This is a genomic window from Nocardiopsis prasina DSM 43845, assembly GCF_000341265.1.
GTDB classification, from domain to species: Bacteria; Actinomycetota; Actinomycetes; order Streptosporangiales; family Streptosporangiaceae; genus Nocardiopsis; species Nocardiopsis prasina.
On record NZ_ANAE01000082.1, the window covers coordinates 12385 to 32602 of the forward strand.

The 20218-nt window shown below is 70.5% G+C and carries 17 protein-coding genes; 6 read left to right on the forward strand and 11 right to left on the reverse strand.

All coding sequences use genetic code 11. The annotated features are described in order from the left end of the window. Position 1 precedes the first annotated feature (1 nt). From hydA to D452_RS0104485, 5 genes are all read left to right on the forward strand, one after another. Positions 2–1408, forward strand: coding sequence for a dihydropyrimidinase (gene hydA / locus D452_RS0104465; RefSeq protein ID WP_017542951.1), 1407 nt, complete (start codon positions 2–4; stop codon positions 1406–1408). A 12-nt stretch (positions 1409–1420) separates the two neighbouring features. Continuing rightward, entirely contained in the window at positions 1421–2446 is a 1026-nt protein-coding gene (locus tag D452_RS0104470) for a TIGR03842 family LLM class F420-dependent oxidoreductase (RefSeq protein WP_017542952.1), read from the forward strand. A gap of 274 nt (positions 2447–2720) precedes the next feature. Next, the gene (locus D452_RS27690) at positions 2721–4220 is read left to right on the forward strand and encodes an NCS1 family nucleobase:cation symporter-1 (RefSeq protein ID WP_394297083.1); all 1500 of its coding nucleotides are present in this window, start codon (positions 2721–2723) and stop codon (positions 4218–4220) included. Positions 4221–4969: 749 nt separating this feature from the next. Next, on the forward strand, positions 4970–6433 hold the full coding sequence (locus tag D452_RS0104480) for a bifunctional cytidylyltransferase/SDR family oxidoreductase (protein WP_017542954.1): 1464 nt from the start codon (positions 4970–4972) through the stop codon (positions 6431–6433). Next, a complete protein-coding gene (locus D452_RS0104485) occupies positions 6430–8445 on the forward strand; it encodes a hypothetical protein (protein ID WP_017542955.1) in 2016 nt (671 codons plus the stop codon). The genes D452_RS0104480 and D452_RS0104485 overlap by 4 nt, the downstream gene beginning before the upstream one ends. 134 nt (positions 8446–8579) lie before the next feature. Here D452_RS0104485 and D452_RS0104490 read toward each other — a convergent pair whose 3' ends face one another. Continuing rightward, positions 8580–9044: a helix-turn-helix domain-containing protein gene (locus D452_RS0104490; protein WP_017542956.1), complete on the reverse strand. Its 465-nt coding sequence runs from the start codon at positions 9042–9044 to the stop codon at positions 8580–8582. A gap of 182 nt (positions 9045–9226) precedes the next feature. Here D452_RS0104490 and D452_RS0104495 point away from each other — a divergent pair, with 182 nt between their 5' ends. Further along, complete coding sequence (locus D452_RS0104495) at positions 9227–10021, forward strand: hypothetical protein (RefSeq protein WP_017542957.1); 795 nt, start codon at positions 9227–9229, stop codon at positions 10019–10021. Here the strand turns inward: D452_RS0104495 and D452_RS0104500 are convergent. From D452_RS0104500 to D452_RS0104545, 10 genes are all read right to left on the reverse strand, one after another. Next, complete coding sequence (locus D452_RS0104500; protein ID WP_017542958.1) at positions 10005–10217, reverse strand: hypothetical protein; 213 nt, start codon at positions 10215–10217, stop codon at positions 10005–10007. The genes D452_RS0104495 and D452_RS0104500 overlap by 17 nt on opposite strands. Positions 10218–10504: 287 nt before the next feature. After that, positions 10505–10819, reverse strand: a complete 315-nt coding sequence (locus tag D452_RS0104505; protein WP_017542959.1) for a hypothetical protein — start codon at positions 10817–10819, stop codon at positions 10505–10507. Between the two features lie 38 nt (positions 10820–10857). Beyond that, positions 10858–11211, reverse strand: a complete 354-nt coding sequence (locus D452_RS0104510; protein WP_017542960.1) for a hypothetical protein — start codon at positions 11209–11211, stop codon at positions 10858–10860. Positions 11212–11312: 101 nt separating this feature from the next. Then, a complete protein-coding gene (locus D452_RS0104515; protein WP_017542961.1) occupies positions 11313–11951 on the reverse strand; it encodes a hypothetical protein in 639 nt (212 codons plus the stop codon). A gap of 57 nt (positions 11952–12008) precedes the next feature. Then, entirely contained in the window at positions 12009–12419 is a 411-nt protein-coding gene (locus D452_RS0104520) for a hypothetical protein (RefSeq protein ID WP_017542962.1), read from the reverse strand. 40 nt (positions 12420–12459) lie between these two features. Further along, positions 12460–13824, reverse strand: coding sequence for a right-handed parallel beta-helix repeat-containing protein (locus D452_RS0104525; protein ID WP_017542963.1), 1365 nt, complete (start codon positions 13822–13824; stop codon positions 12460–12462). A gap of 152 nt (positions 13825–13976) precedes the next feature. After that, positions 13977–15188: a hypothetical protein gene (locus D452_RS0104530; protein WP_017542964.1), complete on the reverse strand. Its 1212-nt coding sequence runs from the start codon at positions 15186–15188 to the stop codon at positions 13977–13979. 1 nt (position 15189) lies between these two features. Then, positions 15190–16191: a hypothetical protein gene (locus D452_RS0104535; protein WP_017542965.1), complete on the reverse strand. Its 1002-nt coding sequence runs from the start codon at positions 16189–16191 to the stop codon at positions 15190–15192. 39 nt (positions 16192–16230) lie between these two features. Continuing rightward, positions 16231–17094, reverse strand: a complete 864-nt coding sequence (locus D452_RS0104540) for a phage distal tail protein (protein ID WP_017542966.1) — start codon at positions 17092–17094, stop codon at positions 16231–16233. After that, complete coding sequence (locus D452_RS0104545) at positions 17094–19160, reverse strand: phage tail protein (protein ID WP_017542967.1); 2067 nt, start codon at positions 19158–19160, stop codon at positions 17094–17096. The genes D452_RS0104540 and D452_RS0104545 overlap by 1 nt, the downstream gene beginning before the upstream one ends. Positions 19161–20218: the final 1058 nt, after the last annotated feature.

Below are 20218 nucleotides of genomic sequence, written 5' to 3' on the forward strand. Positions count from 1 at the left end.
CATGACCCGAACCCTCATCAGCGGCGGCCTCGTGGTCACCGCCTCCGAGGAAGTGGAGGCGGACGTCCTCGTCGAGGACGGCAAGGTGGCCGCGCTCGCCCTGCGCGGCAGCGACCCGGCCCGCGCCTGGGCGGAGAGCGGCGCCCGGACCATCGACGCCACAGGCCACTACGTCGTCCCGGGCGGCGTGGACGGCCACACCCACATGGAGATGCCCTTCGGCGGCACCCAATCCGCCGACACCTTCGAGACCGGCACCCGCGCCGCCGCCTGGGGCGGCACCACCACCATCGTCGACTTCGCCATCCAGCGGCCCGGCGAGTCCGTGCGCTCCGGGGTGGACGCGTGGATGGCCAAGGCCGACGGCAACTGCGCGATCGACTACGCCTTCCACGCGATCCTGTCCGACGTCAACGAGTCCTCCCTCAAGGAGATGGACGTCCTCGTCGACGAGGGCATCACCTCGTTCAAGCTGTTCATGGCCTACCCGGGCGTGTTCTACAGCGACGACGGGCAGATCCTGCGGGCCATGCAGCGCGGCGCCGCCAACGGCGCGCTCACCATGATGCACGCGGAGAACGGCATCGCCATCGACGTGCTGGTGGAGCAGGCCCTGGCCGAGGGCCGGACCGACCCCCGGTACCACGGCGAGGTGCGCAGGGCGCTGCTGGAGTCGGAGGCCACTCACCGCGCCATCCAGCTGGCCCGGGTGGCGGGGGCGCCGCTGTACGTCGTGCACGTGTCCGCCACCGAGGCCGTGGCCGAGCTGGCCCGCGCTCGCGACCTCGGCCTCAACGTGTTCGGCGAGACCTGCCCGCAGTACCTGTTCCTGTCCACGGACAACCTCGCCGAGCCCGGGTTCGAGGGCGCCAAGTACGTGTGCTCCACACCGCTGCGCCCCAGTGAGCACCAGGAGCACCTGTGGCGGGCGCTGCGCACCAACGACCTGTCCGTGGTCTCCACCGACCACTGCCCGTTCTGCTTCGTCGGGCAGAAGGACCTGGGTGTGGGCGACTTCTCGAAGATCCCCAACGGCATGCCGGGGGTGGAGCACCGGATGGACCTGCTGCACCAGGCCGTGGTGGAGGGGCACATCAGCCGCCGCCGGTGGATCGAGCTGGCCTGCGCGACCCCGGCGCGCATGTTCGGGATGTACCCGCGGAAGGGCACGGTGGCGCCGGGCGCCGACGCCGACCTGGTGGTCTACGACCCGCATGCGGAGCAGACCCTCTCGGCCGCCACCCACCACATGAACGTGGACTACTCCGCCTACGAGGGCAGGCGGGTTACCGGCCGGGCCCGCACCGTGCTCTCACGCGGCCGCGTGATCGTGGACGAGGGTTCCTACCTGGGCGCGGCCGGTGACGGCTCCTACGTGCCCCGGTCCACCTGCCAGTACCTGGTCTGAGGAGGCACACACATGGACTTCGGAATCGTCCTCCAAACGGACCCGCCCGCCGACCTCCTGGTCGAGCGGATGGTCCGCGCGGAACAACACGGCTTCTCCCACGGGTGGACGTTCGACTCGGTGGTGCTCTGGCAGGAGCCCTTCGTCATCCACAGCCGCGTGCTGGAGCGGACCGAGAGGATGGTGCTCGGCCCGATGGTCACCAACCCGAGCACCCGCTCGTGGGAGGTGACGGCCTCGCTGTTCGCCACCCTGAACGACATGTACGGCAACCGGACCGTCTGCGGGATCGGCCGCGGGGACTCCGCGATGCGCGTGGCGGGACGCAAACCCGCCACTCTGGCCCGGCTGTCCGAGGCGATGACGGCTACCAAGAACCTCGCCGAGGGCCGTGACGCGCTGGTGGACGGTGCCAGCATGCGTATCCCGTGGGTGCGCGAGGGCTCCCTGCCCATGTGGATGGGCGCGTACGGACCCAAGGCACTGGAGCTGGTGGGCCGCGAGGCGGACGGATTCATCCTCCAGCTCGCCGACCCCTACCTCACCGAGTGGATGGTGCGGGCCGTGCGCACCGCCGCTGTGGAGGCGGGGCGCGACCCCGGCGACGTGAAGGTGTGCGTGGCCGCGCCCGCCTACGTCACCGACGGATCGGACGAGGGGCTGGCGCACGGCCGCGAACAGTGCCGCTGGTTCGGGGGGATGGTCGGCAACCACGTCGCCGACCTCGTGGCCCGGTACGGCGAGCGCTCGGACATGGTGCCCCAGGAACTCACCGACTACGTGAAGGCCCGACAGGGCTACGACTACAGCCACCACGGCCGGGTGGACAACCCGGACACGGACTTCGTGCCCGACGGAATCGTGGACCGGTTCTGCCTGGTCGGTCCGGTGTCCGAGCACGTGGAGAAGCTGGAGCGGCTGCGCGCCGTGGGCGTGGACCAGTTCGCGGTCTACGCCATGCACGGCGACGTGGACGGAGTGATCGACACCTACGGCCGGGAGGTCATCCCGGCGCTGTCCGGGGAAGTCGTGTCCTGACACAGTTCCCCGCCCGCGCGGGCCGTTCCCCCACGGCCCGCGCGGCGTCAGCAAGACACGGATGACGTGCGAAGATATTCGGTGGCCTGGAACAGATCCGGATATTTCGGGTGTGCCCCGGGGTCCCGCCACAGGCCGCACACGCTCGGGCCCAGCGCCGCGCCCGCGCACCCCGCTCCCCGTCAGCACCACGAAACACAGGTGTCCCGTGTCCCACCCACCATCCACGCCAGAGTCAACGTCCCAGGTCGTCCACCCCGACGGCCGCGTGTCGATGCCCGAGGGCACCACGCTCCCCGACAGCCCGTTCGTCAACGACGACCTCCAGCCCGTCCCGATGTCCAAGCGGACCTGGGGCACCGGGAGCTTCACCGCCCTGTGGGTGAGCATGTCCGTGAGCATCCCGGCGTGGACGCTGGCCAGCGGGCTGATCGCCGCCGGGATGGACTGGCGCCAGGCCATGGTCACGATCATCCTGGGCAACCTCGTGGTGCTGCTGCCGATGGTGCTGACCGGACACGCGGGCGCGAAGTACGGCATCCCCTTCCCGGTGTTCGCGCGGTCCTCCTTCGGGCTGCGCGGCGCGAACCTGCCCGCGCTCCTGCGCGGCGCGGTGGCCTGCGGGTGGTTCGGCATCCAGACGTGGGTCGGCGGTCAGGGCGTGTACGTCCTGGCCGGTCGCCTGTTCGGTGACTCCTGGACCGACGCCGCCGGGTTCGGCGGTTACCCGTGGACGCTGTGGCTGTCCTTCGGGCTGTTCTGGCTGGTGCAGGTCGCCATCATCCTGTGGGGCATGGAGGGCGTGCGCAAACTCCAGGTGTGGGCGGCGCCGCTGATGGCCGTCGGCGGCGTGGCGCTGCTCGTGTGGATGGCCGTGGAGGCGGGCGGCTTCGGCCCGATGCTCAGCACGGAGAACAGCCTCGGCTGGGGACCGTCGTTCTGGGTGCTGTTCTTCCCCTCGCTCATGGGCGTGATCGGTTACTGGGCGACCCTGACCCTGAACATCAGCGACTTCACCCGGTTCGCCTCCTCGCAGCGCTCGCAGGTCGTGGGCCAGTCCCTGGGCCTGCCCACCACGATGACGCTGTTCTCGCTCATCGCCGTGATGGTGACCGCGGGGACCTCCGTCGTGTACGGCGCGGCGCTGTGGAACCCGATCGACGTCGTGAACCAGATGGGCAGCGGGATCGGCCTGCTGTTCGCGATCTTCGTCGTGCTGCTGGCGACCGTGTCCACCAACATCGCCGCGAACCTGGTCGGCCCGGCCTACGACCTGGCCAACCTGAAGCCCAACTGGTTCAGCTTCCGGGTGGGCGCGATCACCACGTCCTTCCTGGGGGTCATGATCTTCCCGTGGAAGCTCATGGAGGACGAGAACGTCTACATCTTCGCGTGGCTGGGCACCGTCGGCAGCCTGCTCGGGGCCGTCGCGGGCATCCTCCTCGCCGACTACTGGCTGCTGCGCCGGACCCGGGTGAACCTGCCCGCGCTCTACACGCGCGGCTCCGAGTACTGGTACTCGCGCGGCTGGAACTGGCGCGCGCTGGTCGCCTTCGGTGTGGGCGCCCTGCTGGCCGTGGGCGGCGCCGACCTCCCGGTGGGCTCCGGAGGTCCGTTCATCGGCTTCCTCGCGCCGCTCGCCGACTACGGCTGGGTGGTGGCCCTGGTCAGCGCACTGCTGCTGCACTGGGGGCTGGGCCGGTTCCTCCCGGACCGCCGCCAGCGGGAGGCCGACCTCACCGCCACGGGCCGGGCCACCGAACCCGCCGCCTGACCCCGCGCCTCCCGGCGATCACCGAGCTGAGCGTGTCCTCGATGAGGGCACGCTCAGTCGTTTCCACCGGAACCCGGAGACCTCGCCGCCCCGCAGGCCCTCTTCCCTCCCCGTACTAGCTCGCCGTCGCAAGCCGTCCTCCGACTGCCCGCAGTAGCTCGCCGCCACAGGCCGTCCTCCTGCTCCCCGCACGACCTCGCCGCCGCAGGTCCTCTTCCCTCCCCGCACGACCTCGAAGGGACGAACCGGAGTCCTGCGACAGCCTCCTCATGTTCGGCTGAGGCCGCTCCGCGACCGCCCGGCACCGGAACCATGTGTCTCGCGACACACCGGGAACGGGCCCGTGTCAGGGGCCGACCCACGGGACAGAGCGTGCCGAACAGCACGGCATGTTTCGTTGTTTTCCGTGGTCAGAGGGGGGTAACGTCGAAATCTGCGCACATCCTCCGGACATCACGGGATGTGGGGACGACGGCCAGCAGACCTCTCCAGGCACTCACGTCACCGTGTCATCGCGGGCAACACGTCGTATTGGCGCGTAAACCCCGCTCTGCCCCCTGCCGTCATCAATGTGAAGTTCCCGCACGAACCGTGCATGAACACCTGAAGAACGTCAGCACACCATCCGCGAAACCCTTCACCCCATCGGGGCGTCACGGTCATCCGCGTCTCGGCCTGACGTGCCACCACCGCACGTTGTTCCCCCAAGGTCGGGCACAGAGTTTCCACGAGTTCCACGGGAGACGAACTTGCCTGATATCACCACCCCGCGTCCCATCCCCGCCCCGGCCACCCGCACCGTGGCGGTCGTCCTGGCGGGCGGAAGCGGCCAACGCATCGGCCTCGCCACACCCAAACAGCTCCTCAAGATCGCCGGGAAGACGATCCTGGAGCACACGCTCACCATCTTCGAGAGAGCCGAGCGGGTGGACGAGGTCATCGTCATGATGAACCCCGGATTCGTCACCGACGCCCAGAACATCGTCGACCGGGCCGGACTGACCAAGGTCTCCCAGGTGATCCCCGGCGGGACCTCGCGCAACGCCACCACGCAGCTGGCCCTGGACGCGCTGGCCCACCTGCCCGCGCCCACCACCAACGTCCTCTTCCACGACGCGGTGCGGCCGATGCTCTCCCAGCGCATCATCGAGGACTGCGTCACCGCGTTGGAGACCCACGAGGCCGTGGACGTGGCCATCCCGTCCTCGGACACCATCATCGAGGTCGACGACGAGCTGATCACCGACGTCCCCACCCGGTCGCGGCTGCGCCGTGGACAGACCCCGCAGGCCTTCCGCCTCTCCACCATCCGCGACGCCTACACGCGCGCGTGGGAGGACCCCGGCTTCGAGGCCACCGACGACTGCTCCGTCGTGCTGCGCTACTCCCCCGACGTGCCCATCCACGTGGTCGCCGGTGAAGAGCAGAACATGAAGGTCACCCAGCCGGTCGACATCTTCATCGCGGACAAGCTCTTCCAGCTCGCCACCTCGGCCACCCCGGAGCTGTCCGAGGAGGACTACGAGCGCGAGCTGTCCGGCAGGACCGTCGTGGTCTTCGGCGGCAGCTACGGCATCGGCGCCGGAGTCGCGGACCTGGCCGAGAAGCACGGCGCGCGCGTCTTCCGCTACTCCCGCAGCGCCACCCGCACCAACGTCGCCAACCCCGACGACGTGGCCGGGGCCCTGGAGCAGGCGTACACCGCCACCGGTCGGGTGGACTTCGTGGTCAACACCGCCGGAGTCCTGCGCATCGGCCGCCTGGACCAGACCGACCCGGCCGAGATCGAGGACACCCTCCGGGTCAACTACCTGGCTCCGGTGAACATCGCCCGCTCGTCCTTCCCGTACCTGGCCCGGACCGGCGGGCAGCTGCTGCTGTACACGTCCAGCTCCTACACCCGGGGCCGCGCCGAGTACAGCCTGTACTCCTCCACCAAGGCCGCCACGGTCAACCTCACCCAGGCGCTGGCCGACGAGTGGTCCGCCGACGGGGTGCGGATCAACTGCATCAACCCCGAGCGCACCCAGACACCCATGCGCACCAGGGCCTTCGGTGACGAGCCCGCGGGCAGCCTGCTCAGCTCCGACCAGGTCGCCCGCACCTCCGTCGACGTCCTCCTCTCCGACCTCACCGGCCACGTCGTCGACGTGCGCCGCGAGAGCCCCGCCCCGGCCGGCGCCCGTGAGAAGGAACGGGAAGGGGTCAAGTGAAGAACTACCTCGCCAGACTCGGCCTGGACCGCACCGCTCTCGCGGTGCTCGGGATCATGGGTCTGACCTTCCTCCTCCAGGCGGTCGAGGTCGTCATGGCCCAGGTGTGGCTGTTCGGCGCATTGGCGCTGGTCCTGTACGTCACCGAGTGGCTCGTCTCACAGCGCGTCACCGTGCTCAGCAAGGTCCTGAGCCGCATCCGGGTCGGCCTCACCGTGCGCACGCTGGCCCGCCAGGCGCTGGTTCTGGCGCTCTACGTCTCGTTGGACGCGGTCGGCACCGCCGCCTACTGGTGGACCGCCGGGACCGTGGCCGCGTTCTTCGTCCTCACCCTCGCCTATGACCTGCTCCGCCACCAGGTGTTCCGCCGGGCGAAGCTGCCGGTGAAGACCCGCAACCTGGACCTGTCCGGACTCAGCCTTCCGGAGGTCCCCGGCCTGCTGCGCGCGGTGCCCATGAGCAGGCTGCTGCTGGCCGACCTCCCCCTGGTCCTGGGCTCCGTCGGCTACCTGGCGGGCGGCCCCGCCGTCCTGGCCCAGGCAGGCGCGGCCCTCACGGTCCTGCTGGCGCTGGGCGCGGTCCTGTTCGCCGCCCCCGCCTTCCTGGCCCACATGCGGATGCCCTCCAACGAGGAGGTCATCGAGGGGCTCAACCAGGCCCTGCGCGAGGTGCGGCCCGAGGTGGTCCTGTACTTCACCTTCGGTGTGGGCGAGCAGAACGCCGTCTACCAGGCCAACATGTGGCTGGACGCCCTGGAGAAGGGCGACCGGCGCGCGCTGGTGATCTTCCGCGAGCGCGGCAACCTTCCGCACCTGGAGCCCACTTCGCTGCCGGTGGTGTGCGTGCCACGCGCCGACGACCTGGCCGCGCTGGACCTCTCGGCGGTGCGGGTGGCCCTGTACCCGGGCAACACCGGCAAGAACATCCACCTGATCCAGCGCGCCGAGATCAAACACGTGTTCGTCGGCCACGGCGACAGCGACAAGCTGCCCAGCAGCAACCGCGTGAGCCGGATCTTCGACGAGATCTGGGTGGCGGGGCGCGGCGGCCGCGACCGCTACGAGCGGGTCCGGCACGCCATCGACGACCGTGACGTGGTCGAGGTGGGCCGTCCGCAGCTGGTGGAGGTGAAGGGTCACCGTCCGCCCGAGCAGCGCGCGGTGCCGACCGTCATCTACGCGCCCACCTGGGAGGGTGTGGACGACAACAACTACCTCACCTCGGCGGACACCGCCGGACTGGAGCTGGTGGAGCGGCTGGTCCGGGGGCCGGAACCGGTCCGGGTGATCTACAAACCGCACCCGCTGCTGGGGCGGCGCTCCCCCGCCGCCGGGGCGGCGCACCGGCGGATCATCGAGCTGATCGGCGAGGCCAACGGCCGCCTGGAACCGGTGACGCCCGAGGCCGTCCGCGAACTCGCCGAACTGCGGGAGCGGATCGACGCCTTCCGGGAGAACGCCTCGGAACGGCCCCTGACCCACGAGGACCTGGTCGGTTACCGGGAGCTGCTGGACCGGTGGCACGCCCTGTACTGGACCTCGTCCGGTCCGCTGCGCCACCACGTGGTCACCGACACCCTGCCGTCGCTGTTCTCGTGCTTCAACGAGTCCGACGTGATGGTCAGCGACATCTCCAGCGTGGTCGCGGACTTCGTGGCCAGTGGGAAGCCGTACGCGATCGTGGACATGCAGGGGACCGACGACGACGAGTTCCGCCGCCAGTTCCCGTCCGCGGGCGCGGGCTACGTGCTGCGCCCCGGGCTGGCCGGATTGGAGACCGTCCTGGCCGCCGCCCGCGAGCCGGAGGGCGACGCGCTGGCTGATCGCCGGGCGGTGCTCAAGCACTATCTGCTGGGCCCGGACGAGCCCGACTCACTGACCCGGTTCAACACGGCGGTGAACAACCTGTACGAGCGGGCGCTGTCGGACTTCCCGCTCGGCGTGACCGCCGAGCCGATCCCGGCCGACCCGTTTCGGGGCCCGACCGGTACCCCGGTGCCCGTCGGCGACTGACCGCCACCGGACCGGAGACGGCCGAGGACACGAGTGGGCCCGCGCGATGCACGCGCGGGCCCTTCGCTCTTCCCACGTGCGGAAGTGGGGGCGTTTCCAGGTTCGGTGGAGGGGCCGGCGTGCCGGGGGGCGGGTCAGCCGCCCAACTGGATCCGGGCCATCCGCATGATCTTGCCCAGCTCACGCTCGACCTGCTCACGGGGGCGCCCGTCCCGGACCACCAGCCGGGCGGTGAAGGGGTTGCCGTCGATCATGCGGGTGAGTTCGTAACACACGGCCTCGCCCTCAAGGCTCCAGGAGAGCCCGTCGTCCGCGCCCGTCTCCACGAAGTCGGGCCCCTCGGAGTCCGCGACAGTGGGTTCGTCGCCGGAGAGGGCCGCGCGGACCGAACCGTGCGTCCAGCCCAGCGCGGACTCCAACCGGTGCACGGTGAGTTCGCGCGGGGCACTCCGGCCGCTCCGGATATCGCGGAGCGCCTGCTCGGAAAGACCGGCGCGCGCGGCCAGCTCACCCCATCCCAGTCCCAGCGCGAGGCGGCGTTCGGACATGGCCCGGTCGAGGGCGTCGGGTGAACCACCGGGAGATCTGTCCTTGGGCATGGCCCCAACCTTAGGTCAGCGTCGTAGCGATCCGGGAGGGTCCGGTGTCACCTCCCGGGGCGGCACCGGCCGGGACCCGCCGCGAACAGGCTCCCGTCATGTTCGCAGGGAACCGGTTCATCCTTGCAACTTGGCAATACTTTGCATAAATTGGGTCTACTTTCCCCCATGACGGAGAACCCATGCATCGCTTCTGCACCACCGTCACCTGCACCCTCCCCCTCGACGGCGACGACTCCGTCTGCCCCCAGTGCGTGCGGCGACTGTCCCGGGCCCTGGACAAGGTCGTCGGGGGCCTGCCCCGGGACCTGGATCAGGCACTGGCCCGACAGCGGCGCACCGGACCGGGAAACCTCGGCCGTAGGAGCACCGAGACGCCCCTGGCCTTCGACCCCGCGATCACCGAGGCCTCCTCCGTCCTGCACGGCACCCTGTCGGCCTGGTGCAGGACCATCCGGGAACCGGGGACACCGGGACCCACTGGAAACGATTCATCAGCCCTGGCGTCCTGGCTCGCCCGCAACACTGGCGCACTGCGCCGGAACGCACGCGGAACGGAGTGCGTCGACGAGGTCTGCGCGGCGGTGGAACAGGCCGAGCGCGCCGTCGACCTGCCCTCGGACAGGGTCATAGCCGGACTGTGCCCCGACTGCGCGACACCCTGCTACGCCGGGACCGGGGCGACCAGCACCCGCTGCCCCGACTGCGGGGCACCGGTGTCGGTCGGCGAGGGGCGGCGGCGCATGCTCCTCGCCGCCGGGGATCACCTGGTGACCGCCGCCGACGCCGCACGGGCCCTCCAGGTCCTGGGGCACCGGGTCACCCCGGCCTCCGTACGCGGCCACGCCCGGCGCGGCCGACTGAGGTCCCAGGGCACCGGCAGTGCCGGGCGCCCCCTCTACTGCCTGGGCGACGTCGTGGACGTCTACCTGTCGAGGAAGTGTCCCGGCGACCGGCCCGTCAGGCGCCATCCCTGAGCCAGGACTCCAACAGACGGAGCTCGCCGGGCTCCAGGAGCAGGGCCGCGTCCCGGAGCACCTCCTTCACGGGAAGGTCCGCCCGCACCAGGGCCACACTGTGCACACCTGAGCGCACCACCGCGATCGGACTGGCCGTCATGTGCGCGTAGCAGGCTCGCAGGCCCACCGAAGCGCCGATTTCCACTCCCGCCATCAGACGTTCCCCTGCCTCCACGAAGACCGTGCACCTCAGCCGAACACCCTGTGTCGGAAAGCGCAAGAGAGGTGCCCGGGTTCCTCCCGCGTGCCACCACCAGGGAGTCCCTGGGAAGGCGACGGCCTGTACGTTTCCCGTCCGCACCCACTTGGCCACTTTCGGTCGCGAGAACCCGGACGGAGCTCCCTGTCGCGACGGTCCCCGGAACGAGCGGGCGGGGCGGGGCCCCCGAAGGCGCCCCGCCCCGATCCACACAGCGTCCACCGAGCTCGGCACCCTGCCCGTCACCGGTGGCGTCGGCGCTCAAGCTCCGCTCTCCGCTTCTCGGCCCGCTGCTGTGCTTCGGCCAGCCGGGCGAGCTTCTCCTCCTGCACCCTGCGCACCCGGGGGTCGGCCGGGTGCGGCTGGCCGGTGGTGGCGTGCACCAGGTCGGCCTGGAGGTAGTGGGAGAGCGTCCACCCGTCACCGCCCACGGCAGTGACGGTGGCCGAGTCCGCGGGCAGGTGCCGCATCAGGACGGCCAGCCGGCGCGGGGTGAGTCCCCCGCGCCAGAGGTCGCCGAGGTCGATCCCGTAGTACCGGGCCAGATCCGCCTCCACCGCGTCAGGGGCCTCCCTGAGCAGGCGGAGGAGGCGGGCTATTCCCCCGGGCTCTGGAACCCGTAGGCGGCGGCGATCTGTTCGGCGAGCACGTTGAGATCGGCCAGGGTCGCCCCCGTGTCCTTGAGCCTCTGCCACTGTTCCGCTCCCAGCAGGCTCCGGACGGCGGCGACGATCTTCCCCTCCTCGAACCCCTCCAGTGCGGCCAGCGGCCACTGGTCCGAGGTGGCGGGCAGCAGGTACTCGACCCCGCCCAGCGTCAGCCGCTTGGGCTCGGGGGCGGCCGTGGCCTCGTCCCTCACGGCGCGGGCCGCCGGGGAGGTGGCCGGTGTCCGGGGCAGGGTCGGGGAGGCCTGGGCGGCCGGGGCCCGTACGACGGTGTTCTCGGTCATGGCGCGGTTCCCTCTCGACTGATGGTGTTCGGACTACCCGCGCGGTTGTCGGTGGAGCCGGGCCGGTGAACCGCGCGAACCCCGACCCGGCCGGTCTGGTGTCAGAGGGAGCCCAGGCCCTCCCCTCCGCCTCCCCCGTTGTCGTCTCCACCGTCGTCGCCACCGCCACCGTTGTCGTCCTCGGGGCGAGCCGGTCCCTTGTAGGTGTAGAAGAGGGTGGCCTTGTCGTTCACGGGGTCGGTGGGGTAGATCGCCACGGTGATCTCGCGCTTGGCGATCTCGGTGGCGTTCTCGGTGGACTCCCCTCGCTCGGCCACCTGCGCGTAGTTGGCCGAGACCGTGCGCTTGAGGACGTCGCCGGTGCGGGTCTCGAAGGCGATCATGAACTTCGCCTGGAGGTCGGGGACGTTGATGTCGCCCTCGAAGGCTCCCCGCTCGCCGAACTCCACGTCGTGGCCGGGGAACATGACGTCGTAGACGGCCTTGTTGTCCTCGAAGGGCAGGAACTTACGGGTCACCTTGAAGTTGTTGTGGGTGGAAGCGACCAGGATCCCGCCCCAGGCGTAGAGGTCCTCGCTCTCGACCTCGAACGTCTCGGTGAAGCCCTCCTCCCCGTCGAGCAGGCCGACCTGCTCCCAGGAGGCGTTGAACGGGCGGCCCTCACGCGGGATCTCGCTGCCCAGCGGGGCGATGTAGACATCCGCGTAAGCCCAGACGCTGGCGTTGTCGGTACTTGCCATCGGGAATGGCTCCCTTCTCCGGTGATCGTGTGTGTCGGATCCCGCCGGGGCGGGTCGTCAGGGCCGTGCGGCCCGGCGCTGGGTGACCAGCACCGTGAAGGAGGCTCGGTGGTCGGCCAGGTCGCCCTCGTCGTCCACGACGACGCCGTCGACCGGGCGCACGGAGACCACTTCGGCGTCCCCGGGGTGTTCCAGCAGAGCCGCGTGGGCCAGGCGGGCCAGTTCCTTGACGTCGTCGCGGGCGTCGGCCCAGGACGTCACGCGGACGGCCGCCCGCTGGGTGAAGGACGGTTCGGACTCCGCCGACTCGCAGTGCACTGTCAGTGCGGGGTCCTCACCCGGCTCCCAGTCAGGTGCGGAGACCGCCGTGACCGGTGTCCCGGACCACCGGTCCGGGAAGTCGGGCAACCGTGCGCGCAGGTGGTCCACGACCAGGTCCTCTGCGTCCGCGAAGAGCGGGACGATCATGTTCGTCGTCTCCTGTCCAGTGGGGTTGCGGTGGCCGGGATCAGACGAGGTCGCCCGGGTCGGTGACCGGTTCGAGGGAGGCGTCGTCGAGGCCTCCCGACCCGCGCAGGTCGTTGCCGTGACGGACCAGGTTCCGGCAGGTACCGGTGACGGACAGGCCGGAGTCGCGGCTGTCCACCCCGTTCCCGGTGACGGAAAGGCCGTTGGTTCGGGCGCTGGCCCGAATCCCGTACGCGCAGGCCCCTGAGATCCGGTTGCCGGAGACGCGGAGGCCTCCGCCGCCCCGGACGTGCACGCCGTTGCCCCCGACCCCGCGCAGAACGTTGGCGTCCACCACCGAGTCCTCCGTGGACTCCAGGAGGATCCCGGTGCCTCCGGTGCCACTCACGGTGTTGCCGGTGACGGAGACGTTGCGGACCGGGCCGCCGGGGTGCCCGGTGCAGCGGACCGCCGGAAGACCTCCGGTCCCGGTGAGGACGTTGCCGGTGACCACCACGTCCGCGAGCGCCTGCGAGGCCCCTGCCGGACCGCCCCCGCCCTGTGGCCCGGTGTCCACCCGTTCGGTGTCGGCCACCGAGACCACGCTCACCCCGCCAGCGCAGTCGTGGAAAGTGTTTCCCTGCACCGTGAGCCGGTCCCACGCACAGGCGTGTACGGCCTCGGCGGAGCAGGACTCGAAGTGGCAGCCCAGGATGCGGATGTCCCCGTGCGTGCGGCCCGGGGTGGCGCCGCGAGAACCGATCGCCCGGGGCCAGGGCCGACTGCCCGGGGTCGGCGAAGCCCCGAAGGAGCAGCCCGACAGCACCACGTCGGAGCAGGGGGTGGTGTCGTGGGAGCCGGACCCCGGACCGGCCATGTCCAACCGAACCGCCTCGGACAGGGAGCGGTCACCCCCGCTGTCGGTGAACCCCTCGAAGCGGACGTCGAGGATCCGGGCGCACCTCACCGCGTTGAGCTCCACCGCGTGGTGACCGGGGACGTCGCGGATGACCGTGTCCCGCACGGTGATCCCGAGCGCGTGACCGAACGCCAGGACACTGTCATGGGCGGGGATCCGGAGACCGTTGCCGTCCCAGACACCGCCCTCCAGCAGGATCCGGCCGTGGCCCGTGTGGCCGGGCAGCTCCTGGCCGGGGTCCCGGTTGGTGAGCAGGGTCCCCTCCCCGTCCCGCCGCACCACGGCGTTCGGAGCCAGGACGATCCGCGTGTTGGCGTGGACGCGAAGCGGCGGGGCCTGCACGGAGTAGGTGCCGCCGGGGACCCACACCACCCCGCCGCCGTCCTCCCGGACACGGTCCAGGGCCGCCTGGAGCGCCCCGGTGTCGTCGGCCCTGCCGTCACCGGCCGCTCCGAGTGCCCGTACGTCCCGCACCCCGGCGGGGGCGCCCTCCTCAGTGAGGGCCATGGCTTGACGCGCTCCCCCTGCGTCGGAGCCCCCGGCGGCGACCGGCCCCGGGGCCGGTCCCCGGCGTTGGGAGGAGGTGAAGGTGGAACGGACCCTGCGATGCAGGAGGGACCATTCCCCAGCCAGGTCGGGCGGATAGCTGGGCAGGGGCATCAGGGTTCCTCCGCTCCGGGTTCGGTGTCCGGTGGTTCCTCGAAGATGAGCGTGGCGGTGTCCTCACCCTGGCCCCGGGTGGCCGGGGTGACCTCGATTCCGATCACCCGCCACGACCGGGAGAAGGAGGGGCTCCCCCTGACGAGGGGGAACCAGTCGTTGACCAGGGTCAGTCGCGCCTTGTCCCCCAGCCGGTCGGGGGTGAGGGTGGTGCGATCGGCCAGACGCACGGTGACCTGGGGGAACCGCACCGAACCCGAGGAGCGGGCGGCCCACCAGCGGGCGTGCTCGTCCAGGGCGGCGGGGCTGGTGACCCCGGGGACGTCCACGGTGCGGTCCATCAGGGGCCAGCCCGCGCCCTCGAACCGGGGGTCGGACCAGGTCCGGGAGAGAACGGGCTCGGCCTCCTCCTCGGGGGCGGCGTCCGGTGCGTCGCCCCGCGCCCGCCACGAGGTGGCGGCTCCCGAGGCGTCCGCCGGATAGCTCCAGGCCACGACGTTGCCCGGTTGGGTGAAGACGTGCTCGGTCCGGTCCTGGCCCATCTGGTCCTGGACCACGAACTCCCGGACGCGCTCGCCCGCGCGCACCACGGTGCGCACCATCCACTCGGGACCGTCGACGCGAGAGGAGAGATCCTCCAGCGCCTCCCCGAAGGACACGGCGTCCGAGGCCCGGTAGGTGATGGACCGGGGTTCGGCGGCGGCCACGTCCACGTGGCCGGACTCCTCCGGAATCTCCGGGTCCGGTGGCTCGCCCGGAGTGACCGGCACGAGTCCGATCGGCCGGGGCTCCTCCATGCGCCGCACGAGCTCGCGGGCCAGCCACCGCTGGTCGGCGCCCGCCAGGGTGAGGTCGGTGCGGATCTGACGGTGGTAGAGGTAGCTCTCCAGGGACGCCCCGGACAGGTCGACGGTGACCCGGCCCCGGTTGTCGCTCTTGGGCTCGGCCGACCAGATCAGATAGGTGCCCCAGATCTGGTCGCCGCGCCACACGTGCACGACGGTGCGGCCTGGGCCCCGCCCGAGGTCGCCGTCACTGCGACCCACCACCCGGGCGACGCGCTCGGCGGTCTCGGGACCGGTGACCGCGACCGAGCCGCTGAACGTCCCCGGCTGGCAGATCCGCCGGTCGAAGCTCACGCCGGTCAGGTCGAGGTCGGCGATGGGCCTGTCGGTGACCAGGTCGCAGAACTGGTAGCGGTAGAAGGCCATGTCACTCCGCCGAGTCCCGCGCCTGGTCCTGCGGGGGCGGCTTCACCGCCCTGATCGTCTCCTCGGTCCTCTCGATCGCCATCCAGCTCACGGTGAACTCCGTGTGGTTGGTGCGGGCCACACGGATCGTGAAGCCGTCCTTGCTCCGGCGGATGCAGGTGACCTCCTTCAGGTTGCCGGGGACGTCGCTGACACCCGTGATGAAGATCGCCGGGGTCTCGCTGAAGGTTCCCGGTTCGAAGGTCACCAGGGCGCCGCCCCGGAAGTAGTCCCCGGCGGGCTCGTCGGCGACGATGTGCGTCACCAGCCCGGCCACGACCTTGGGCCTGCGTTTCTCGTGTTCGGGGCCCGCGACCGTGACCCAGGCGTCGCCCTCCCGGACGTAGAGGTTCCGGCTGGAGGCAACGTAGACCAACGTCCCCTCAACCACCTCCGCCATCTGGTTCCGCGAGGCGGTGTCGGGCACCCGCACCACACCGCCCGCCACCGAGGTGTAGTCGCGCCGGTCCGTGATGCTCTGGGCCAGTGCGGCCCCCGGTTCCCGCGGCCAGTCGATCCCGCCCTCACCCGCCGTGGCACCCTGGGGCACGGTGATCTCGAACAGCGGCAGGTAGGTCTCGTCCGAGTCCGGGTCGATCACCCGGACCTCGGCCTTGGTCTCCCCGGAGTCGTCGTAGGTGTCGTCGCGGATCACCACGCCCACGATGTCCACGCGGTCGCCCTCGGCCGGGCCGTCCTCCAGCTCGACCTCGACCGCCTCGGTACTGGCGACGAGATAGGTGCCCTGGTGGGTCGCGGACGCTCCCCGGACCGCGACCACGAACGGAGCGATGGTCGCGGTCATGTCGGAGCCGCTCAGGTCGGCGGTGCCCCTGTCGTGGAAGAGCCCGCTGCGCCGGTCCAGGGCCTCCCCCTCCGCGCTGCCCAGGAGCGCCCCCAGGATGACCCTGTGGTCCTCGGCGGAGGTCGCCCCGGAGCGCAGGGCCAGGGATCGGATGGTCATGTGTTCCTCCAGTCGGTGGAGATGGCGATGGTCCCGGTGTCACAGGTAGGCGTCGCGCCAGCGGAAACGGGCCCAGGCCTCGGGTTCCGAGGTCTGGGGGCGGAAGTGGACCGGGTTCGTCCCGGGGGCCAGCGTCCAGTGCTCAGGGGGGACGGACGCGGGCGCGATGTGGTGGAAGCCGTCGACACCGTTGAGGAGCACCGTCCCCTGGTCGCAGTCGACGACGAGCCGGTCGGAACCCGCCAGGGTGAGTCCGAACTCCAGGTTGGTCCCGGTCGTGCGGTTGATCAGACGCGGCCGGGAACACGGCCCCGCGACCTCCACCACCGGGTGGGTGGGGCTGTCCCCGTCGTTGAGCAGGTTCGCCCCGCCGCCGTGGGCCGGCTGGCCGTGGTCGAGGGGGTACTCCAACGGGTACTCCAGACCGTCCTCGCTGGGCCGGGGAGGGTTCACCGTGTTCTGGCGGTCGTTCCCGTACCGGCGCGGATCGGCGCAGGTCCACTGCACCGTGACGATCGGCCGTGCGCTCCGGAAGGCCGGTCCGCCCGGGATGACCCGGGCGGTGACCTGCGCGTGGGCGGTCAGGCTCTCCCCTCCCACACAGATCTCCAGCGGGTGTTGCCGGGCTCCGTCCGTGAGGGTCAGCGCCCGGCGCAGCGGTCGCAGCACCGTGCGCACGTCCGTCAGGGACCCGGCACCGGTCAGTACTCCGACGGCCGTGACCAGACGCTGTCCCGCCAGGGCCGCCCCCGGCCAGGCTCCGTGCCGGGCGGCGCGCTCGACGTTGCCGGTCTCGATCTCGGGCAGGTCGTCCCAGCCCTCCAACTCGGTCAGGGCCAGATCGCGTCCGTCGAACAGCAGCTGTCCACGCCAGCGGATCTGTCCCTCCCTGAGTCCGCTCATCACATGCCTCTCGATCGCATCAGGAACATCAGGCGGTCCCCGACCTCGTGCGGCGACATCTCCTCCGTGGCCTCGAACCGCTCGATGTTGACGACCGGTCCGCTTTGGGCCAGCGGGGAGCCGGACAGGCCCGCGGCGTGGTCCCGCACCTCCAGGGACGCGGGGACCACCCGTTTGGTGATCTCACCGCTGACGTCCCCGAGCTGGCCCCGAAGGTCCGGGAAGCGGTCGTCGATTCCGTCCATGAGGCCGTCCATGATCATCCGACCGGCCGGGGTGAGCAGTTTCTTGTCGACCCTCGCCGGACCCTTCCAGTCCGGGATCAGGTCAGTGAGCCCGGAGAGCTTGTCCTTGACCTTCTGCCAGAGCGCGTCGATACCGTCGATGAGCCCCCGGACGATGTCCTTACCAGCGTCGAGCAGGAAGTTCTTCGCGTCGGAGAAGAAGCCCTTGATCTCCTCCGGTAGGTCACCGACGAACTCCAGGACCGCCTTGACCTTGTCCTCGACCCCGGTGCGCAGGGCCTCGAACTTCTCGACCGCCCACTTCCGGGCGTTCTCGAACGCGTCGCTGATGGCGGTGGCGATGCCGCTGACGATCCCGCCCAGCCGTTCCCGGATCGCGGAGAAGACCGCCCCGATCCGTTCGCGCAGCCCCTCGACCAGCTCCACGACCCAGGTGACGGCGCCCCTGATCGTGTCCAGGACCGTCTGCCAGGCCGAGTCGATCAGCTCCACCACCCAGTCCCAGGCCGCTTGGACGGCGCCGGTGACCCGGTCCCAGACACTGGTGAGGAACTCGACGATGCTCTCGGCCACCCCCGTGATCTTCTCGACCAGCCAGTCCCAGACCTCGCCGGTCTTCTCCACCAGCCAGTCCCAGGCCTCACCGATGAACGCCGTGATCTCGTCCCAGTAGGTGAACAGGAGGGCGAACGGGTGGTGGGCGAGGATCGCCTTGATCCATTCCCAGGCGGTCTCGATGAGACCGACCAACGTGTCCCAGAAGTCCTGTGCGGCCTCCACCAGCGCTGTCCACATGCCCGGTAACGTCTCCGTGAAGAAGGCCATGACCCCTTCGGCGATCTCCTTCACGAAGGCGAACACCCCGTCGACGATCTCCCGGAAGGTCTCGGAGTTCTCGTAGGCGTACACGAGCCCGGCGACCAGCGCGCCCAGGGCCGTGACGATCAGACCGATCGGGTTGGCCTTCATGACCACGTTGAGCGCCTTCTGCGCCCCGGCCATCAGGTTGCTGCCGATCGCCCCCGCCTTGGCCGCCACCCCTCCCTTGGCCGCGTTCTTGCCGAAGTTGTCGGCCCCGGCGCCCGCCGTCCGGTACCCGGTGGCCAGTTCGCGCAGCGCCTGGGTTCCGGTGGAGAACCCCTGGGCGACCACCGGGGCCGCAGCGTCGACGAGCTTGCTCGCCAGCGCCCGGCCGATCCGTTCTCCGGCGGCGGGCAGCGTGGCGCTGAGTGTCTCACCGACCTGGCCACCGAACTCCTGGACCGCCGGGGGCATGTTCGCCAGACCGCTCTCGATCATCTCGTTGGCCTTGTCCGCGAGCAGGGTCCCGCCCTTGTTCCCGGCCTCCCCCGCTCCGTCCGTGACCTTGTCGGTCAGGAGACGCCCGGCCTCGGCCCCGAGGTTCTCGACCGTCCCAGGCAGGGCGTCCAGCCCCTGTCCGATGAGGTCGGCCGCCTGGGAGGCGGCCCCCGAGGCGCTGGCCGGGAGCCCGGAGAACATCTCGCTCACCCTCGGGGACACCCCGGAGGTCATGGCCGCGCCGAGCTGGGCCCCGATACTCTGCCCGGCGCTCACCAGGGTGCTGGTCAGGGTGTCGGAGATCTGCTGCCCGTACGCCTGGACGGCCGGGGGTGCGCCGGACAACCCGGAGGAGATCCGTTCGTTGATGGCACCCGCGAGCTGCTCACTGACCTGGCCCCCCGCGTCCCTGCCGACCTGCGGCAGCGTCGCGAAGTCCTGTTCCAGCTGCTTCCTGACCTGGTCGCCGATACTGCTCAACTCGGGGATCATCTGGACACGCACGGACACGGCGCCGGACATGGCTCACCTCTGCTCGGCCGTCGAGGGGAAACGGCCCTGTGGGCCGGGGACGCATGGGGCGGACGGAAACGACACGGCCCGGGAGTCGGGGAGCGCGGCCGGAGCGGATGAAGGGCTCTGGGCGGCGGTACTCGCGTCGGACCGTGAAAGGGCCCTGGAAACACGAAAACCCGGCTCCTGGCCGGGTCGGGCACACCTGTGGTGCTCCCCAAAAGCGTGCCACAGCGCACGGGTCCCCCACAAGGGTCCGGACGGATCGGCTCGGAGCGGGCGGGGCGCGAGAGGGCGTGAGCCGAGGCTGGCCCCGGTCCTGCCAGGTTCCCGAGCGCCCCTGGGCGACTGACCGTCTCACCTGGTCGGGCCGGTCATCTGGCGTGGCGGCGACCGTCCCGACCCGTTCGCACTTCATCGGTGTGAGCACGTCCTCCATGGGGTGGACGTGCCCCGGCCATGGCCCCTTCGAGCCGGAGAAGGTTCTCGTCACCTTCCCGGATTCGGTATTCCACGCTGCTCTCGATCATGAACTCGTTCTCGCACCTGGTCTCGTAGGAACCCGACACGTCCTCCCACTGTCCGTCGGCGAAGGACCCTCCCTTTGTTCCACCACTTCTGCCCTAAGAGCGCTTTCGTCGCATCCACCGCACCCCGCAACCAACAAGACACCGAGAGACAGAACAATGCGTTTTCTCGCGCCAGACACTGAAATCCTCACAACCGACCACAATCTTTCAGGAGGACGCCGGAAGAAGAGTCGTCGCCATCGCCCGTAAAGAGAATCCGGGGTACTCCACCGGAAACAGAAAGGACTGACCCAGCCGCCCCGAGGCGCTGACGGAAGGTGGTCAGAATGCCGCCTGCCGGGGCGGTCCCGCGAACAGGATCCGTGAAGGAGGACACCGCCCTCCCGCTTCACCGGCGTGCGAACACCCGAACGTTGACAACGGGACCGCCCGGCCCCCGACATACGCCACGAATGTGACGCGGCGCACACGTTCTTCCTGTTCAGGGATACGCATTCACACAGATTTCATCTCGACTCGACAACAGGGCCCGTCCCT

What these genes read in the sequence shown, in the direction of transcription:
- D452_RS0104510 (WP_017542960.1), bottom strand. Translation starts at nt 11,211, where the DNA reads ATGACCGAGAACACCGTCGTACGGGCCCCGGCCGCCCAGGCCTCCCCG.
- D452_RS0104495 (WP_017542957.1), top strand. Translation starts at nt 9,227, where the DNA reads ATGCATCGCTTCTGCACCACCGTCACCTGCACCCTCCCCCTCGACGGC.
- D452_RS0104540 (WP_017542966.1), bottom strand. Translation starts at nt 17,094, where the DNA reads ATGAGCGGACTCAGGGAGGGACAGATCCGCTGGCGTGGACAGCTGCTG.
- D452_RS0104470 (WP_017542952.1), top strand. Translation starts at nt 1,421, where the DNA reads ATGGACTTCGGAATCGTCCTCCAAACGGACCCGCCCGCCGACCTCCTG.
- D452_RS0104525 (WP_017542963.1), bottom strand. Translation starts at nt 13,824, where the DNA reads ATGGCCCTCACTGAGGAGGGCGCCCCCGCCGGGGTGCGGGACGTACGG.
- D452_RS0104535 (WP_017542965.1), bottom strand. Translation starts at nt 16,191, where the DNA reads ATGACCATCCGATCCCTGGCCCTGCGCTCCGGGGCGACCTCCGCCGAG.
- D452_RS0104515 (WP_017542961.1), bottom strand. Translation starts at nt 11,951, where the DNA reads ATGGCAAGTACCGACAACGCCAGCGTCTGGGCTTACGCGGATGTCTAC.
- D452_RS27690 (WP_394297083.1), top strand. Translation starts at nt 2,721, where the DNA reads ATGCCCGAGGGCACCACGCTCCCCGACAGCCCGTTCGTCAACGACGAC.
- D452_RS0104490 (WP_017542956.1), bottom strand. Translation starts at nt 9,044, where the DNA reads ATGCCCAAGGACAGATCTCCCGGTGGTTCACCCGACGCCCTCGACCGG.
- hydA (WP_017542951.1), top strand. Translation starts at nt 2, where the DNA reads ATGACCCGAACCCTCATCAGCGGCGGCCTCGTGGTCACCGCCTCCGAG.
- D452_RS0104500 (WP_017542958.1), bottom strand. Translation starts at nt 10,217, where the DNA reads ATGGCGGGAGTGGAAATCGGCGCTTCGGTGGGCCTGCGAGCCTGCTAC.
- D452_RS0104545 (WP_017542967.1), bottom strand. Translation starts at nt 19,160, where the DNA reads ATGTCCGGCGCCGTGTCCGTGCGTGTCCAGATGATCCCCGAGTTGAGC.
- D452_RS0104520 (WP_017542962.1), bottom strand. Translation starts at nt 12,419, where the DNA reads ATGATCGTCCCGCTCTTCGCGGACGCAGAGGACCTGGTCGTGGACCAC.
- D452_RS0104530 (WP_017542964.1), bottom strand. Translation starts at nt 15,188, where the DNA reads ATGGCCTTCTACCGCTACCAGTTCTGCGACCTGGTCACCGACAGGCCC.